Source organism: Mycoplasma anserisalpingitidis, assembly GCF_007859615.1.
In the GTDB taxonomy this organism is placed as follows: Bacteria; Bacillota_I; Bacilli_A; order Mycoplasmatales; family Metamycoplasmataceae; genus Mycoplasmopsis; species Mycoplasmopsis anserisalpingitidis.
The window spans coordinates 394,767-412,844 of the sequence record NZ_CP042295.1 but is presented as its reverse complement, the minus strand read 5'-3'; the positions used below and the strand labels follow the sequence as shown (position 1 = coordinate 412,844).

At 28.3% G+C, this 18,078-nt stretch carries 18 protein-coding genes; 14 read left to right on the top strand and 4 right to left on the bottom strand.

Annotated elements, in window-relative coordinates:
• The first annotated feature begins 4 nt into the window (after nt 1-4).
• The 10 genes from glyA (at nt 5) to atpC (ending at nt 8,297) form a co-directional block, all read left to right on the top strand.
• Nucleotides 5-1,273, top strand: coding sequence for a serine hydroxymethyltransferase (glyA, locus tag FRW55_RS01665; protein WP_146368457.1), 1,269 nt, complete (start codon nt 5-7; stop codon nt 1,271-1,273).
• A 115-nt stretch (nt 1,274-1,388) separates the two neighbouring features.
• Nucleotides 1,389-1,841: a hypothetical protein gene (locus FRW55_RS01660; protein WP_146367338.1), complete on the top strand. Its 453-nt coding sequence runs from the start codon at nt 1,389-1,391 to the stop codon at nt 1,839-1,841.
• On the top strand, nt 1,841-2,587 hold the full coding sequence (locus FRW55_RS01655) for a F0F1 ATP synthase subunit A (protein ID WP_146368456.1): 747 nt from the start codon (nt 1,841-1,843) through the stop codon (nt 2,585-2,587). Before FRW55_RS01660 ends, FRW55_RS01655 begins: the two co-directional genes overlap by 1 nt.
• Before the next feature lie 9 nt (nt 2,588-2,596).
• Nucleotides 2,597-2,884 carry an ATP synthase F0 subunit C gene (gene atpE / locus FRW55_RS01650; RefSeq protein WP_146367336.1) on the top strand — a complete coding sequence of 96 codons (288 nt, stop codon included), beginning with the start codon at nt 2,597-2,599 and terminating at the stop codon, nt 2,882-2,884.
• Between the two features lie 9 nt (nt 2,885-2,893).
• Entirely contained in the window at nt 2,894-3,493 is a 600-nt protein-coding gene (gene atpF / locus FRW55_RS01645; protein ID WP_236091613.1) for a F0F1 ATP synthase subunit B, read from the top strand.
• Nucleotides 3,493-4,038: an ATP synthase F1 subunit delta gene (gene atpH / locus FRW55_RS01640; RefSeq protein ID WP_146367335.1), complete on the top strand. Its 546-nt coding sequence runs from the start codon at nt 3,493-3,495 to the stop codon at nt 4,036-4,038. Before atpF ends, atpH begins: the two co-directional genes overlap by 1 nt.
• Nucleotides 4,039-5,607, top strand: a complete 1,569-nt coding sequence (gene atpA / locus FRW55_RS01635) for a F0F1 ATP synthase subunit alpha (RefSeq protein ID WP_146368455.1) — start codon at nt 4,039-4,041, stop codon at nt 5,605-5,607.
• A 2-nt stretch (nt 5,608-5,609) separates the two neighbouring features.
• The gene (gene atpG / locus FRW55_RS01630; protein WP_146368454.1) at nt 5,610-6,464 is read left to right on the top strand and encodes an ATP synthase F1 subunit gamma; all 855 of its coding nucleotides are present in this window, start codon (nt 5,610-5,612) and stop codon (nt 6,462-6,464) included.
• A gap of 11 nt (nt 6,465-6,475) precedes the next feature.
• Nucleotides 6,476-7,879, top strand: a complete 1,404-nt coding sequence (gene atpD, locus FRW55_RS01625; protein ID WP_146368453.1) for a F0F1 ATP synthase subunit beta — start codon at nt 6,476-6,478, stop codon at nt 7,877-7,879.
• 1 nt (nt 7,880) lies between these two features.
• The gene (gene atpC, locus FRW55_RS01620) at nt 7,881-8,297 is read left to right on the top strand and encodes an ATP synthase F1 subunit epsilon (RefSeq protein WP_146368452.1); all 417 of its coding nucleotides are present in this window, start codon (nt 7,881-7,883) and stop codon (nt 8,295-8,297) included.
• A 44-nt stretch (nt 8,298-8,341) separates the two neighbouring features.
• Here atpC and FRW55_RS01615 read toward each other — a convergent pair whose 3' ends face one another.
• Nucleotides 8,342-9,883: a TrkH family potassium uptake protein gene (locus tag FRW55_RS01615; RefSeq protein ID WP_146368451.1), complete on the bottom strand. Its 1,542-nt coding sequence runs from the start codon at nt 9,881-9,883 to the stop codon at nt 8,342-8,344.
• An 84-nt stretch (nt 9,884-9,967) separates the two neighbouring features.
• A complete protein-coding gene (locus FRW55_RS01610) occupies nt 9,968-12,328 on the bottom strand; it encodes a hypothetical protein (RefSeq protein WP_146368450.1) in 2,361 nt (786 codons plus the stop codon).
• A gap of 292 nt (nt 12,329-12,620) precedes the next feature.
• Between FRW55_RS01610 and FRW55_RS01605 the strand changes: the two genes are divergently transcribed.
• Complete coding sequence (locus FRW55_RS01605) at nt 12,621-13,094, top strand: hypothetical protein (protein WP_146368449.1); 474 nt, start codon at nt 12,621-12,623, stop codon at nt 13,092-13,094.
• Here FRW55_RS01605 and FRW55_RS01600 read toward each other — a convergent pair whose 3' ends face one another.
• Together FRW55_RS01600 and mnmG are read right to left on the bottom strand one after the other, a co-directional pair.
• The gene (locus tag FRW55_RS01600; RefSeq protein WP_146367327.1) at nt 13,095-13,532 is read right to left on the bottom strand and encodes a 23S rRNA (pseudouridine(1915)-N(3))-methyltransferase RlmH; all 438 of its coding nucleotides are present in this window, start codon (nt 13,530-13,532) and stop codon (nt 13,095-13,097) included.
• Nucleotides 13,522-15,351, bottom strand: coding sequence for a tRNA uridine-5-carboxymethylaminomethyl(34) synthesis enzyme MnmG (mnmG, locus tag FRW55_RS01595; RefSeq protein WP_146368448.1), 1,830 nt, complete (start codon nt 15,349-15,351; stop codon nt 13,522-13,524). The genes FRW55_RS01600 and mnmG overlap by 11 nt, the downstream gene beginning before the upstream one ends.
• 120 nt (nt 15,352-15,471) lie before the next feature.
• Between mnmG and nadE the strand changes: the two genes are divergently transcribed.
• Genes nadE through FRW55_RS01580 form a run of 3 tightly spaced genes read left to right on the top strand, consistent with a single transcriptional unit; the run spans nt 15,472 to nt 18,026 of the window.
• Nucleotides 15,472-16,269 carry an NAD(+) synthase gene (gene nadE / locus FRW55_RS01590; RefSeq protein ID WP_146368447.1) on the top strand — a complete coding sequence of 266 codons (798 nt, stop codon included), beginning with the start codon at nt 15,472-15,474 and terminating at the stop codon, nt 16,267-16,269.
• A gap of 9 nt (nt 16,270-16,278) precedes the next feature.
• Nucleotides 16,279-17,013 carry a YebC/PmpR family DNA-binding transcriptional regulator gene (locus FRW55_RS01585; protein WP_146368446.1) on the top strand — a complete coding sequence of 245 codons (735 nt, stop codon included), beginning with the start codon at nt 16,279-16,281 and terminating at the stop codon, nt 17,011-17,013.
• A 2-nt stretch (nt 17,014-17,015) separates the two neighbouring features.
• Nucleotides 17,016-18,026 carry a ZIP family metal transporter gene (locus tag FRW55_RS01580; protein WP_146368445.1) on the top strand — a complete coding sequence of 337 codons (1,011 nt, stop codon included), beginning with the start codon at nt 17,016-17,018 and terminating at the stop codon, nt 18,024-18,026.
• Nucleotides 18,027-18,078: the final 52 nt, after the last annotated feature.

The following is an 18,078-nucleotide window of genomic DNA, read 5'->3' as shown; positions in this document are numbered from 1 at the left end:
ATATATGTATCAAAAAATTAAATTAAATGATATAGATGTACAAAATGCGATTAATAATGAATTAGTTAGACAAGAAAATCATATTGAATTAATCGCTTCAGAAAACTACGCTTCAGAAGATGTTCTTAAAGCACAAGGCTCAGTTTTGACAAATAAATATGGTGAAGGTTATCCAGGTAAAAGATATTATGGTTCTTGTGAAAATGTAGATATTGTCGAATCTTTAGCGATTGAAAGATTAAAAAAACTTTTTAATGTAGAATATGCTAATGTTCAACCATATTCTGGAAGTGTTGCTAATGCTGCAGCAATAGCTTCAGTTGTTCCAAGTGGCGGAAAAATCATGGGTCTTTCACTTGATTGCGGTGGTCATTTAACTCATGGGTACAAAATAAGCTTTAGTGGAATTTTCTATGAAGCAGTTTCATATAAACTAGATAAAAACGGTTTACTTGATTATGACGAAATTCTTAAGCAAGCCCAAATTGAAAAACCAGATTTAATTATTGCTGGTTACTCAGCGTATCCAAGAATTATAGATTTTGCTAAATTTAGAGAAATTTGTGATAAAGTTGGTGCTAAATTAATGGTTGATATTGCTCATATTGCTGGACTTATCGTTGCTGGAGTGCATCCTTCACCAGTAGGTTATGCTGACATCATTACTTCAACAACTCACAAAACTCTTCGTGGAGCTCGTGGTGGGGTTATTATGACTAATAATCCAGAAATAGCTAAAAAAGTTGACCGCTGAGTTTTTCCCGGATATCAAGGTGGACCTCTTTTCCATGCTATTGCAGGTAAAGCCGTTGGTTTTTATGAGGCGTTACAACCAGGATTTAAAACCTATGGAGAAAATGTTGTAAAAAATTCAAAAAAATTTGCTCAATACTTTATCGACAAAGGGGTAAAAGTAATATCTAATGGAACTGATAATCACTTATTTATGATCGATGTAAATTCAAGTTATAATATCGCTGGTAGAGATGCTGAAGTTATTCTTGAAAAATTTAATATTACCATAAATAAAAACTCAATTCCTTTTGACACACTTTCACCTACTTTAGCAAGTGGAATTAGACTTGGTACTGCAGCTATGACTTCAAGAGATTTTGATAAATGAGAAGAATTGGCTGAAATAATTGATTATGTTTTATCTAACTACAATTTAATTGTAAACAATGATATTTCGATACAAACTAAAGTAGAAGAAATTAAACAAAAAGTACAACAATTTACTAAAAACTACCCTATTAAAAAACAATATTTTTAAGCTTTAATTACCGATTAATTTCGGTTTTTATTTTTTTAAAAAAATTAATTCACAATATTCAAAATTTTTGAAAAATTTATCAAAAAAGTTTTATAATCATTTTGCACTAATACATATGAAATCAAAAAAATTAACAGATAAAAAAACATTTTTTATAGTACATTTTACACTTATATTTATAATTATTTTAGCTTTAGTTATAGCTTCAATTTTAACTAATAGCACATCTTTGATTTTTGGTTTTATAATTGGTGTCCTTGGTGTTTTTTTTATATTTTTAATGGATGATATTTTTTTACAAATAAGTCTATACAAAGGACGCAAAAGTGCAATTTCATTAATTGTTATTAAATTTGTGCTTAGTATTATTTTTATAATTATCTTAACATGAGTTTTGTTCGCAATTAATGCTAAATCAATTTACTTTTATAATGCTGAGTTAAATGATGTTATTAATAGTAAAATTAATCTTTTTGCTTATTTAGTAGGTTTAGCAAGTATTTTTATAAGTATTATCATTGATTTAGTTGTTAAAAAAATAATAAAAAGAAAGAGAAAGGAGGGTTAGTGGATCAAATAATTAATGGTATCTGAAATACTTGAAATCAACCACAACTGTTATCACTTTTTGTGACCGTTTTAGTTTGTATTATAATCTCACTTGTGGTTTATTTCAAGGTTAAAAAAGTAAAACCAGATCAAGCACCAAAAGGTGTTGCATTAATTGCTGAAGCATATGTAAAAGGAATTGACAGTCAATATGAAAATACTGCTGGTGAAAAACTTCCAAAAGCAAAAGTTTATATTTTTACTCTAGGTACATTCCTTTTTATAGGTAACTGAGTTGTAATACTAGGTCTAGAACCAGTTGTAACTTCTTATTCAGTTACTTTAACATTGGGACTATCTACTTTTTTAGGTATTTATGTCGTTAAAATTGTTTATCAAAAATGATATATGCTTAAAAATTATATGAATCCTATGAATATTATTGGTGATTTTTCACCTCTAATTTCAATTAGTTTCCGTATTTATGGAAATATCATTGGTGGAGCAACCTTAATGTTCTTGATTTATAGTGTTTGTGGTTATGTATGGACATTAATACCTGGAATGTCAAATCACGAATGATATTTCTTTGCTCCATTTATCACACCTTTATTACACTTATACTTTGACTTGTTCGGGGGATTAATTCAAGCATATGTATTCTCTTTATTAACCACAATTTATTGAGTTAGTGAAGCGGTAACACCCGAAAAGAAAACTAGAAAAAACAAAAAAATAATAAATGCAAATCCGCAATTATATTAGGAGGAAAAAATGATATACGAGCCAATTATTAAATTAGCAGAAGAAACTGTAAATAACTCACAAAACTCTTCAGGTAGAGGACTTGTAGCAATTGGTATTGGTCTTACAATGGTTGGAGTTATAGGTACAGGAGTTGGTCAAGGTTATGCTGCTGGTAAAGCAGCTGAAGCTGTTGGACGTAATCCTGAAGCAGAAGGAAAAATCCGTAACATGATGATTGTTGGTATGGCTATTTCTGAATCATCTGCTATTTATGCTTTAATTATTGCCTTTCTTTTATTATTCTTATTCAAATAATTATTATAAATGATGCAAAATATCGATTTAATCAATATACCACTAAAGGTATTACACGATAGTATTGACGCTCCGAATAATCTTGAAGAATCTATTTCTGAGCGTTTTGTAGGATTATTCCCTAATATTCCTATGATGATCGCAACTATAATTTCTTTTGCTCTTGCATTTATCTTTTTAACATTTTTTCTTTATAAACCAGTTAAGAAAATGTTAAAAGAAAGACATGATTTTATTCAAAACAACATAGACGAATCAATCAAAGTTAAAGAAGAAGCAATTAATAAAACTAATGAAGCTAATAAACATTTACAAGACGCACATATTCAGGCTAATAAGATTGTTAATGATGCTAAAGTTAGGTCTGAAAAAGTTATTATTGCTTATACCGCTAAAGCTAAATTAGATTCTAAAACTTTACTTGAAGAAGCAAAACTTGATATTAAAGCTCAAAAAAGAGAATTTAATGAACATGCTAAAGATAAAATTGCTACTTTAGCAATTGAACTAGCTGAAAAGATAGTTAAAAAAGAAATATCAAGAAAAAATCATGAAGAAATTATTGAAGATTTCCTTAAAAGCGATATTACAATCGAGGATCTTAAATAATGCTGCAAAAATCTAATCCTGTCGGATATGCTATTGCGTACTATGAAATAGCAAAAGAAAGCAATAAAATTAAAGAAGTTCATAATCAAATAAGTACATTTAAAGACATTCTTAATTTAAATAAAGAGATGTTAACTTTTCTTAACAATCCTGAAATCTTAAACGAAGAAAAATTTAAGTTTTTAGATGAAGTTTTTGCTGATTATGATAGAGATTTCATTAACTTAATTAAAGTTATGATTGAAAAAAGAAATGTGAATTTATTAGAAAAAGTTTTATCTCACTACTTAAAAATGTCTAATAATGAGCTTAACATTCGTTTTGCAAAAATTATTAGTGCTATGGAAATTAGTGATAAAACTCTTAAATTAATTAAAGAAAAACTAGAAAAATTCTACAATGGTGTAGTTGAAGTAAAAGTTGAAATTAACCCAGATTTAATCAGTGGTTTTGAAATTCATATTGGTTCACAAATCATTAGTAGAAATGTTAGTTCAGATTTAATTAATTTTAAAAATTATATTAATGAAGATAAGGAGGTTTAGATGGCTAACAGAATAGACGATATATCAGCAATAATTAAAGATCGTATTAAAAATTATGAATCTAAAACAAATTATGCTGAAGTCGGAAGAATTATTTCTATTGGTGATGGAATTGCTCTAGCTAATGGACTAGAAAAAGTTAAAAACTCTGAAATAGTTGTAATTAACAATGATGTTTATGGTTTAGCATTAAACCTTGAAGAAGAAGTTGTTGGAATTACCGTTTTTGGAAATGCTAACTCTATTAGTGAAGGTGATATAGTTAAACGTACTGGTGAAGTTATTTCTGTTAATGTTGGAGATGAATTACTTGGACGTGTAATTAACTCACTTGGGTTCCCTATCGATGGTAAAGGATCGATTGAATCAAATAAAAAACGTGAAATATTCAAAGTTGCGCCTGGAGTTATGACTCGTAAAGAAGTTAACCAACCACTTGAAACTGGTATTTTATCAATCGATTCAATGATCCCTATTGGTAAAGGTCAACGTGAATTAATTATTGGTGATCGTCAAACAGGTAAAACTGCTATTGCAATCGACACAATCATTAATCAAAAAGGTAAAGATGTTTATTGTGTTTATGTAGCAATTGGTCAAAAAAACTCAACTGTAGCTCAAATAGTTAAAAAACTTTCAGATTCAGGTGCGCTTGAATACACAACAATTGTTGCTTCTAGTGCTAGTGAATTAGCACCTCAACAATATATTGCCCCTTATACTGGAGTTACTATTGCTGAAGAGTGAATGTCGAAAGGTAAAGATGTTTTAATCGTTTATGACGATCTTTCAAAACATGCTATAGCTTATAGAACACTTTCATTACTTCTTAGAAGACCACCTGGTCGTGAAGCTTACCCAGGAGATGTATTTTATTTACACTCACAATTACTTGAACGTGCTGCTAGAGTAACTAAAGAATTTGGTGGTGGTTCAATTACTGCACTGCCAATTATCGAAACTCAACAAGGAGATATTTCAGCTTATATCCCAACTAATGTTATTTCTATTACTGATGGTCAAATTTTTACCAAAGAAAGTCTATTCAACTCTGGACAACGTCCGGCTGTTGATGTTGGTTTCTCAGTTAGTCGGGTAGGTTCATCAGCTCAAACTAAAGCTATGAAACGTGTAGTTGGATCACTTAAACTTGATTTAGCTCAATATAATGAAATGCAAGCATTTGCTCAATTTGGTTCAGACTTAGACGAGTCAACCAAAACCATTCTCGATCATGGTGCTAAAGTCTATGAATTACTTAAGCAAGAACAATATTCACCACTTACTCAAGCAGCTCAAACAGTATTACTTCTAGGAGTTAAGGAAAGAATTATTAATCCACTTCCTAAAGAAAGTATTTCTACTTACAAAGAAGAAGTTATTAGATATATCGAACATCATCCAGATATCTTTAGCGAAATTTCAAATGAAACTGTTTTAACAGATGAGTTATATGAAAAAATCGCTTTTGATTTAGCAAGAATTGTAAAACAAATTATTCTAACAATCCCTAATTATGATCCAGTACTATACAAAAGTATTCCAGAAAAATATAATAAGGAAATGTAATAATGCCGAATTTAAATGGTTTAAAAAACCGTATTTCTGTAGTTGCTAATACTAAAAAGATTACAAATGCTATGGAATTGGTTAGTGCATCTAAATTAAGAGTTATAAAGAAAGAATACGACAATATTCAAAATTATAAAAACTCACTTGAAAATACTTTTAGTGATATTATAGACCACATCAGCAAAGGTGAATTAGACACTCTTTTTCCTGTGGATAAATCAAACGAAAGTGAGCTTTATATTATTATAACTAGTGATTTAGGTTTATGTGGATCATATAATTCAAATATTATAAACTTAGCTAGAACTAGAGTTAAAGAAAATGATAAATTAATTTTAATTGGAAATAAAGGAATTTCTCAAGCAAATAAATTAATTAAGAATAAAGAAAATATTCTCAAGAGTTTTGCTGAAGTTGGAAATAAATTTTCTTATGAATTAGCTTCGTTAATTGCTAGTGAATCATTTGATTTATATAAACAAAGCATAATCAGCAAAATTAATATTATTTATACAAAATTTGTTAATAATGTTGTTCAAGAAGCTGAAATTAAAACATTATTCCCTTTAGAAATTAAAACAGATCACAAAAGCGTTCATACTGAAATCGAATTTGAACCTAGTGCTGAAGAAGTGCTTAAAAATGCGATCCCGCTTTATTTAAGTAGTTTAATTTATGCATTAGGTGCAGCATCAAAACTTTCAGAAATGGCTTCACGCAGAAACGCAATGGAAAATGCCACAGATAACGCTCAAGAAATTGAACAAACTCTAATTTTAGAATACAATAGTACAAGACAAGGTTTAATCACACAAGAAATTACTGAAATAGTTTCTGGTGCTGATGCAACATAATAGGAGGATAAATGAAAAAGAATATTGGAACAGTTGTTCAAATATTAGGTCCAGTTGTTGATGTTCGTTTTACTCCAGGTAATTTACCAAAATTACTTAATGCTTTAGAAATAAAACACAATGGAGAAACTTACACACTTGAAGTTTCGCAACATATGGGTGATGATACTGTTAGAACTATCGCTATGGTTTCGACTAATGGTTTAAGTAGAGGTATGGAAGTAATCGATACTGGTGCAGCTATTAGTGTACCGGTAGGAAATAAAGTTCTTGGAAGAATGTTTGATGTTTTAGGAAATCCTATTGATAATATGGGTGAAATTAGCGACGTTGAACGTAATCCAATTCACGCACCTGCTCCTTCATACGAAGAACAAAAAACTACTTCAGAAATACTAGAAACTGGAATTAAAGTTATTGACTTATTAATTCCTTATGCTAAAGGTGGTAAAATTGGACTTTTTGGTGGAGCTGGGGTTGGTAAAACAGTTCTTGTTCAAGAATTAATTAATAATATTGCAACTCAACACAGTGGACTTTCAGTTTTTGCTGGAGTTGGGGAACGTACTCGTGAAGGAAATGATTTATATCACGAGATGAAAGCTGCGGGTGTTTTAGATAAAACTGCTTTAGTTTTTGGTCAAATGAATGAACCTCCCGGGGCGCGTATGAGAGTTGCTCTTACAGGTTTAACAATGGCTGAGTATTTTAGAGATGAACAAAATCAAGATGTTCTTTTATTCATTGACAACATTTTTAGATTTACTCAGGCTGGTTCAGAGGTTTCGGCCTTACTTGGACGTATGCCTAGTGCTGTAGGATACCAACCAACCTTAGCTACAGAAATGGGTCAACTTCAAGAAAGAATTACTTCTACTAGACGTGGTTCGATTACTTCTGTGCAAGCTGTTTACGTGCCTGCTGATGACTTAACTGACCCAGCACCCGCTACAACTTTCACTCACCTTGATGCTAAAACTGTTTTAGACCGTAATATAGCAGCATTAGGTATTTATCCAGCGATTGATCCACTTGAAAGTTCATCACGTCTTTTAGATCCATTAGTTATTGGACAAGAACATTATATGGTAGCTCAAGGAGTTATCGGTATTCTTCAAAGATTCAAGGAACTTCAAGATATTATTGCAATTCTTGGTATGGGTGAACTTTCTGAAGAAGATAAGAAAATTGTTGCTAGAGCTCGTAGAATTCGTAACTTCCTTTCACAACCATTTAATGTTGCTGAAAAATTCTCTGGTATCCCTGGTGAATTTGTTAAAGTTGAAGATACAATTAGAAGTTTTAATGAAATACTTGAAGGTAAATATGATGAATATCCTGAGGATATTTTCCGTTATGCCGGAAGTATTGAACAAGTTAAAGAACGTTATAACAAGTTAAAAGAAGAAAAATAAAATGAAAACCATTAATTTAGTAATTACTACACCTATAAAAGAAGTTTATAATGGACAAGTTGAAATTGTTACATTAAAAACTCCTAACGGTTTTATTGGTCTTCAAGCTAATCATGCTCCATTTTTCTCAAATATTGAGCCTGGTAAATTAGAAATTAATAGTGATAGAAGCAAAAACTACGAAAAATACCTTGTAGGTAGTGGTCTAGTTTACTGTAATGGATCAGAAATTAATGTTTTAACCGATGATATTTTACTTTATGATGAAATTGACATTGAAAGAGCTAGAAGAGATCGTGAACACGCCTTAGAGTTACTAAAACAAGGCAATCATACTCCTTCGGATATGGCTAAGGTAGAATTAAAACTTAAAAAAGCAATTTCTAAAATTGATGCTTATAACGAAACTCATAAATAATAAAAATAACGCTGTAAGATTTTTTCTTACGAGCGTTTTTTATTTTAACCAATTGCAACATCGCTTTCAATATAATTATAATGATTTTTATAATTACGTTTTCTACCTCAAAGTAATAGTGTTGAACTAATTCCGAATTGACCGATAAACATTAAAATGATTAATGAAATTTTACTTGCAATATTAAATTGATTCACATCAATACCACTTGATAGACCACAAGTCCCAAAAGCACTAGATGCTACAAATAAATAATCAGAAAAATCATTATAATTAGACATTTCTGTTGTATTATAAGCGGGTGAGCTAGTCATACAAATCAATGTAATTATAAACACTAAAAGAATACTAATTACAAAAACTTGGGATGAACGATAAATTGTTTCATTTGGTATTGAACGCTTGAATATTCTAATATTTGGTAAACCGATCATTTTAGTAACAACACTAAGAATTATTATTGCAAAAGTAGTTGTTCTGATTCCACCACCGGTTGATGCAGGTGCAGCACCTATGAACATAAAAATAGAGTATATGATTGTATTTGCACTAGTAAAATGATTGAAGTTAACGGTAGCAAAACCTGCTGAACGGGTAGATAAAATATTAAAGAATATTGCAAAAGTTTTATCTCAATCATCGCCATAAAATGATTCGCCATTATAAGTGTAGTTTCAAAAAGTATTAGGGTCCTTAGCAAAATACTCGAATAAAAACGTTATTAATATACCAATAATAGCAGTTATTAAATAAGTAAATACTGATATTTTTGTAAAAATAGTAAAGTTATATTTTCCTTTTTTTCTTTTTATTTTATGAGATATGAATTTACGAATGTCATATATAGTAGGATAACCTAAACCTCCAAGTAAAAATAGAATAATAAACATTATTTGAACAGGAAAATTTAAGTAATAAGGCATCAAAGAATTTGGACCAATAATATCAAAACCAGCATTATTTATAGCTGAGATTGAATGGAATATACCGAATTTTAAACTAAGTAAAAAATTATTATGTGGGTTATTAAATGTTATTCCGTTATCATTAAAATACTGTTTCATCCCTTCGGTTTGGCTAGGTTCAGCTAAATAGAAATATAATGCCAATATAAAAGAAAATACTACAATTGTGGATAAAAGGAATTTTAAGCTAACTATAACTAGTCTAGTTGTTTGCGAAACATTATGAGAACCTCTTTCACTATTAACTAGATTTATTTCGTTTAGGCTGATACTTTTTTTTCTGAAAAGTCAGTTGATCAAAAATAATTTAAGTGAAAATACACCAATTCCACCTAACAAGAATAATAATGCTATAATTGCTTGACCAAATTCATTCCACTGGCTATATGTCTGAACAGTTAAAATTCCCGTATCACTAAATGAACTTGCTGTAGTAAAAATAGCATCAATAAAACTTACTCTTTTATTTCCATCAGTTAGATTCTGAGTTATAGGACTATAAAGTAATATAGCAGATAAAAAAACTATTAAAACATAGACAACAAAAATTCATTTTTGTTGTGAAATATTTGACTTAATTCAAGAAATTTTATCTAGGGTTTTTTTAATAAAATTTTTCATACTTGCCTTTAATTATTATTCTATTATATTACTATTAATAATTTTAGGGAAAATAAAAAATAGCCAAAGCTATTTTATTTTGATTTATTTCATACTTCTTTCAAGTTGAGATTTTAAAGTCATTAATTTGTATTTTAATGAAGATAGTGAGCTTTGTTGTTCGTTACTTAATTGGTCAAATGTTAATGATTTTAATGTTTCTAATTCTTCTTTATTTGAATTTAAGAATGTTTTAACTTGGAATTGTGCACTTTGAAGTGATGAAATTTTTCTACTTAATTCTGAAATTTTAGTCTTATTATTTTCAGCATCTTTTTGAAGTGTTCTTAATTCTGAATTGTATTTACTTAATAATGTTGTTGAAGATGTTAATGTATTATTTAATAACACTTCATATTGTTTAAGAGAATATAATTCTTCTTCATAATTAATGTATTCTAAATCTTTAACTAATTGATCAATTGATTTTTTAGTTTCAAGATAATTTAATTCAACAATTTCTGCATAAATATCACTTAGTGCTTTTTGATAAATTGATTTTAATTTAGCACCAGTTGGTTTGATGAATCCTGCATTTAATACTGTAGCGGCACTACCGATACCATTATTTGCATCAACTACAATGTTAATTACTTCTTCTCAGATATTAGAAAGTATTTGAACAACTGCTAAATAATCACCTTCAGTAATATTTAATGAATCGTATAACATTCTAACTTGTGATTCAGATTTTTCGAGAATTTGGTTAATTCTTTTAATGTTGTCACTTGTTAAGATATTGTCAAAGTGCTTTTTAAAAATATTAGGTAATTTTTCATCTTTAATCAATTTAATTAATTCATTATATTCATTCAATTTAGTTTCAAGTTGGTTTAATTTTTCTAAACCTTGCTCAGAAACTGATAATTTAACTTTTTCAATTTTATTTTTTAGATTTTCAAATACTATTGGTAAAGCAACTGCATCAACTTTTATTGCATTAAATTGTTCTGAATTTTTGATTGTTTCATAATCAGAAATAATTACTCTATTTGGATCTTTTGAATCCTCGTTAGATTCTTCTGCATTAGGATTTTCTTGAGCTTCTAAATCTGCTGTAGTTCCAATTTTAATAACAAAGTCTTTATACTCACCTTTTGGGCTATATAAAGTAAATCCATTTTCAGAAGTAAAATCAGCAACAGCGATTGTTTTGATAGTAATTGTTTTATTTTCTTCATCTACTTCATAAACAAATCTACCTGAAGCAGCCCTATTATTTTTGTTGCCTATAAAACTCTCGTTGTTTTTATCCATATAAACAACACCAATTTTTCCAAGATCACGTTTAACGTTTTTTGTAAAACCAAAAATTTCATTAATTTGTTGTGAAAAAATATCCGTGTTCAATATATTTTTCTTGTTTCTGCTTAGATAAAATACAAGTTTCTTGTCATCAAAATCAATTCTTTTGTTTTTTTGTGAACTTAATAATTTGAAGTCTTCTTCAGAAATATACTTTTTAAAAACTAAGTCGTTGTTATATAAATATAATATTTTTTCTGAATCAGATAAACTTTCATAGTTTTCAGGTAAATCAACTGAAGGTTGCACAACAGTATCATTTTTAGATGTGTTTTCTTTTTCAGAATCAGTATTGTCGCTATTATTTGTTTCTCCAGTTTCTGGTTGGTTTGGTACTTCAGGTTCAACTGGTGTACTTGGATTTCCTGGTGTGGTGTTTTCTGTGTTATCAGCAGGTTTTTTTGTAGATTCATCAACACTAATTACAAAATCTTTTTCTGCTGGAACTAATAAAATAAGTCCCTTGTCAGGAATATACTTATAAAGTGCAACACTTAAAATTGTAATTGTTTCAGCTTCTTTATCAACTTTAAATACCAATCTAGAAGATGAACTTTTAGCATTTTCAGCAGTAGCATTTTCATCTGCAATTTCAAATCCTTTTTGTAAATCATCTCTATAAGCAAATCCAACTTTATCAGTTTCTTTCTTAAAATTGATAGTAAAATCACTTAATTTTAATAATTCATCTGAAAATACACTCTCGTTTAATGTAGCAGCATTTTTATTAATACTAATTGTTATTGAACCATCTTTGTTAATATAATGATCAATTCTTCCTGTTTCTTTTCCTTCTTGGTTAGTGAACTTTAAGAATTCTTGATAAGAAATTTTCTTTTTAAATATAGAACCTGAATTAAATAATTCAATTATTTTAGAATATTTTACAGGTTGTGTTGAAGGTTTGTCTTTTTCATCTTCTGTATTACCAGGATTACTTGGATTTTCGGGGTTTTCAGGTTTTGATGTATCACCAGGATTTGCGTCAATGGGTTTCTTGTCTTCATCTTTTTGTCCACCAAAACATGATGCACTTAAAAGTGCTGGTGTAATTGTTGCAACAGGCAACACTAATTTCAATAATTTCATTTTCTTTTTCATAACATAATAATTATATGATTTTTATTATTAATTGGGAATTTTTAAAAATATTTTCACATTTACTAGCAAAACAACTTACTAAAAATAGCTAATTTTTTTTAAAAATTGAAATTTACATAAAAATAAATTTTGTGTAATTTAATTCAAAATAATATTTCAATAAAATAACACAAACTAATTTACTTAAAAATAAGTTCTTTTTGAATAAAGAATGGAAATATTTGAAATTTAAGTTCACGGAAATGAAAAAAATAAGAATTTTTATGAACTAGCAAAAATTTACAATTAGATTATGAAACAAAAACATGAATTTATTAATGACAACTTAGTAAAAGTTTTAGAACTCAAACATGAATTTAAAATTAGAATTAAAAAGGAGATTAAAAATTTTCCAGAAAAAATTTTAGCAATAGCTAACGATGTTGAATCTGTATTCTTTATTGGGGTACATGATAGAGATATCAAAGATTGTGTATCAAATAAAGATTTATTTAACATTGAATTAAATAAAAATGAAAAAAATACTGTGATATTAAATGATATTTATCGAATGATGATTGAAGAATTTTATTATATAGTGGATTGACAAAAAGGAGTAAATGAAATACCACTAGAAACTCAGGTTTATATTCTTGAGATAATAAATAGAATAACTTCGGAAAAAGAAATTATGAATTCAAATATCTCGTTAATAACACTAATTAGTAATGAAAATTTATTAAAAATGCACCACATTAATAGTGGTGCAATGGTTTCACAGGTTTAATTATTTGTGGTACTTTTTGTTATTTATTATAGAAAAAGCTCTATAAATTTGTTCGGATAACATAACTCTAAAAAGTTGATGGGGAAAAGTCATATTACTAAATTTAATTTTATTAGCATTTTCAAACTTGTTCTCTATCACGCCATCACTACCACCAATGATGAAGGTTATATTGTCTTTATCAAACATTTCACTAAATTCAATGCTATCATACATTTTTCCTTGTAGACTGCATAGAATAACTGGTGAATTTTTTGGTATTTTACTTAAAATTTGATCAGTTTCTTTTGCTTTTTTAACTTCTATATTACTATCTTTACATTCCTTAATTTCAATCAAATTTATTTTTGCATATGAACCAATTTTTCTTGTATATTCGTCATACAAAATTTTGAAATCTTTTTCTAAAGTTCCTACTGCAATAATATTAATTTTCATTTTTTTTATTTGTCTCAATATAGAATAAAAGCATTTGAATATCTGATGGATTAATTCCACTTATTCTTGAAGCTTGACCAATTGTTAGAGGTTTAATTTTAATTAATTTTTGTCTTGCTTCTGTTGCAATATTTGGTATTTTTTCATAATCAATATTTTCAGGTATTGAATATTTCTCCAACTTTAACATTTTATTTGCATCAGTCATTTGTTTTTTGATGTAACCATCAAGTCTAACGATTGTAGTTAATTCTTGAATATAAGGAAAATCACTCAATACATCATTAGGATCAACTTCTGGTCTGGAAATTAATTTAACAAGATTTGTGCTATTTTCTACATTATATTTTATTGCGATAGGATCTTTTGTAGATAAAAATGTGTTTTCAAGTTCTTTAATCTTATCATCAATTAACTTATATTTTTTATCTATTCTGTTAAATTCTTGATCAGAAATTAATCCTACTTGATATGCCAATTTATATAATCTTGAATCATTATTATCATTTCTTAAAAGTAATCTATATTCAGCTCTACTTGTAAGCATTCTATATGGCTCTTTAGTACCTTTAGTTACTAAATCATCGATTAAAACTCCAATATAAGCTTCATTTCTTTTAAGGATTAGTGCTTCCTTATTTTCTAGTTTTAATGCTGCATTAATACCGGCTATCAGACCTTGAGCAGCCGCTTCTTCATAACCGCTCGTACCATTTATTTGACCAGCACAAAAGAAATTTTTAATTTTTTTAGTTTCTAAAGTTGGGTATAAATCAAGAGGATTTAATGCATCATATTCAATAGCATAAGCTCATTTTTGAACTCTAGCATTTCTTAAACCAGGGATAGTTTTTATTAATTCACTTTGAACTTCGATAGGTAATGAAGTTGATAAACCATTAATATACATAACATCACCCTCAACAGTTTCGGGTTCAAAGAAAATTTGATGTCTATCTTTATCAATAAAACGCATTATTTTATCTTCAATACTTGGACAATATCTAGGTCCAACACCCTTAATTACACCAGAATACATACCAGAAAGATGAACATTTTCTTCAATTAATTTATGAGTTTCGGGTGTGGTGTAAGTTAAATAACACGATATTTGCTCGGGAAGTTTGATATTTGAACGTTCAGAAAAATTAAGTTGCATATTGCTCAATTCTTCTTTTTGAACTTCACTAAAATCAATTGAATCAGTGTAAATTCTTGGAGGAGTACCTGTTTTTAGTCTTTGAAGTTCGAAACCTAATGATTTTAGTGATTCTGAAATTAGGGTTGTTGTTTTCTCATTATCAGGGCCAGATTCAAATACAGTTTTTCCCCTAATTATTTTTGAAGCCATATAAGTTCCTGTTGTTAAGACTACTACATCAGCATTATAAACTTCTCCTTCCCTAGTTGTTATACCAATCACTGTTTCATTTTCAACATTAAGTTGTGAAACCTCAGCTTCGATTAATGATACATTAGGATGTTTTTCAAGATTTTCTCTAATTATTTTAGAATATTTTTCTTTATCTATTTGAGCTCTTATAGCTCTAACAGCAGGGCCTTTTGATTCATTCAACATCTTGATTTGGATCATCGCTAAGTCGGCGAAATATCCTTGCATTCCACCAAGTGCGTCAATTTCTCTAGTTATAATACCTTTAGCTGGACCACCTATTGATGGATTGCAAGGCATCATTGCTAATTTTTTAAGATTAAAACTAATCAAAGCAACTTTATGACCTTTGTTTGCTAAAGCAAAAGTAGCTTCTACTCCAGCATGTCCCCCACCTATAACTATTGCTTCAAACTTTTTGTTCATACTTCCTCGCTTTTAAGTTAAATATTGTTTATTTATTTTATCACTTTTGTAATTTATAAAAGAACTATTTTTAAGTTATTTTATACAAATAAATAAACTTTTTATTATAATTTATAAACTATGAATAGAACATTAACTGAATATAATGGAAGAGAAAGAAATTTCAATAAAGAAGTAGCATTAGAATACATAGATACTATAGTAAATTTTCTAAGAGAAAAAGTTAAAGAATCTAATTGCAAAGGTTTAATTGTTGGTATAAGTGGAGGTATTGATTCAGCTTTGGTTTACGCTTTAGCAAAGAAAGCTTTTCCCAACAATGCTCTTGGTGTTATTATGCCAATTGATGGAATGGAGCATGATTTAGGTCATATTAGTGAACTTGAAGAATCGATGAATGCTAAGTTTATTACAGTAAATCTTAAGCAAACTTTTGATTCCATTCTTAAAACTGTAGATATTGAAGATAAAATGTCGATTTCAAATATTAAACCAAGATTAAGGATGACAAGTTTATATGCGATTGCTCAATCTAAAAGATATTTGGTTTGTGGAACTGACAACAAGGATGAATATTTCATTGGATATTTTACAAAGTATGGTGATGGAGGAGTGGATTTATTACCAATAGTTCATTTAACTAAATCAGAAGTAAAATATCTATCGAAATTGTTAAATGTACCAGAAGTTATCATCAACAAAAAACCTTCAGCAGGATTATGGGAAGGTCAGTCTGATGAAGACGAATTAAGTTTTAGCTATGATGATTTAGATTTTTACTTAGATCATATTAATAATAATGTTATAATAAACAAATATTTAGATAAAAATGTTATTGAAAAAATAGAAAGAATGCACAAAAACAGCGAACATAAACGTCAAAGTGCATATAAACCATTAGATATCAATAAAAAATAAGGAGAAAATATGGCAGGACATTCACACTCAGCAAATATTGCTCACAGAAAAGGTGCACAAGATGCAGCTAGAGGAAAAATTTTCCAAAAACTTTCAAAAGAAATTTATGTAGCAGCTTCTGGAGCTGGTGGAGCTGACCCTGAGACTAATCCAGCATTAAAATTAGCTATTTCAAAGGCTAAAGCAAAAAACATGCCAAAGGATAATATTGAAAGAGCTATCCAAAAAGCTAAAGGTGACAAAAATTCAAGTTCATATATTGAAACATTATTCAATGCTACTGTGGGAGGTGGAGTTACTTTTATTGTAAATACTTTAAGCGACAACATTAACCGTGTAACATCAAATATTCAAGCTTATTTCAAAAAACAAAATGCTTCATTAGGTAAAACAGGTCAAATCCCTTATCCATTTGAGAAAAAAGGTATTATCCAAATTGATGATTCTTTAGTGTCTGAAGATATTTTATTATTAAATGCTTTAGAATCAGGGGCAGATGATGTTAAACACATTGTTGAAGAAAATATCTTTGAAGTAACTTCAGCACCTGAAAATTTCAATGACTTAAGAAAAGCTATTGAAAATGATTTAGGTATTACTGAATTTAAAATGTGTGAAATAACATACATTCCATCATTATTCGTTGAATTAGATGACGAGAAAAAAGAAAAATTATTAAACTTCGCTAACGATCTTCAAGAAGATGATGATGTTCAAGATGTTTACCACAATATAGAAATTTAATAATGTCTGAAAAAATTGAATATCTTAGTAATTTAATTGGTTCTTTAGAAACAAAAATACTTTTAGTATTTATTTTTCTATTTATTCTTTTATTAATACCAATTTTTATATCTCTATTACTTCCTTTTTTCTTTAAACAATTAAATAGTAAAACCAAAACATATTTATATTCTTTTGTTACTGGTTTTTTCATTGTTATGTCTCTTTTTGGTTTTATGAGAGAAGCTTTAGAAATTTCTTCAGTGAATTCTCAAAGAGATTGAGGAACAAATTATGTTTATATAAGTAATATTTTAATTATTGCAGGCGGTTCATTAATAGGAATTTTGGTAAGTTTCTTTATAAAATATATTGTTTCATATAAAGTTAACAAAAAACTACTTGCATCTAAACAAATGAGTGCATTTGTCCATGTTCATGATCATGATAAATCAAATGTTCATTCACATACACACCCAGATATTATTTTTAATAAGCATGATTCTGTTGAATTAACGAAAAATATAAATAAAAAATCTGAATCTAAATTAAAGTTTGTAGCTCTTTTATTACTTTTGACTCATAGAATTCCAGAAGGTATTATTTTAGGAAATAGTATAAGTTTAATTGTTGAAGGTGGTTCGAACGATATTACTATTGCATTTATTATTTCTTTAATACTTCATTTAATTCCTGAAGAAATAATTTTCTTCTACAGACTTAGAGAAGCAGGTTATAGCAAATGAAAAGCTGTTTTAATTTCAGTTTCTGGTTTATTGTTATTTTTACCGTTTATGTTGATAGGTTCGATTATTGGTAAATATATTTTACAAAATTGAGTAATTTATGCCTTAATGCAATCACTCATTGGTGGAATTTTCTTATTTACTTCACTTGTTGAATTCTTCCCAGAATTTTATCATTCAAATTTTGATAAAAAAAGTTGAGTAAAAGTTCTTGTATTCTTATTTGCTGGAATAATAATAAGTATATTTATTCTTTCATTCCATATGCATGGAAATTCACCGGTTTAATAGCACTTGTTGCTATTTTTTTTATTTTAATTTTAACTTAAGCATCATTTAC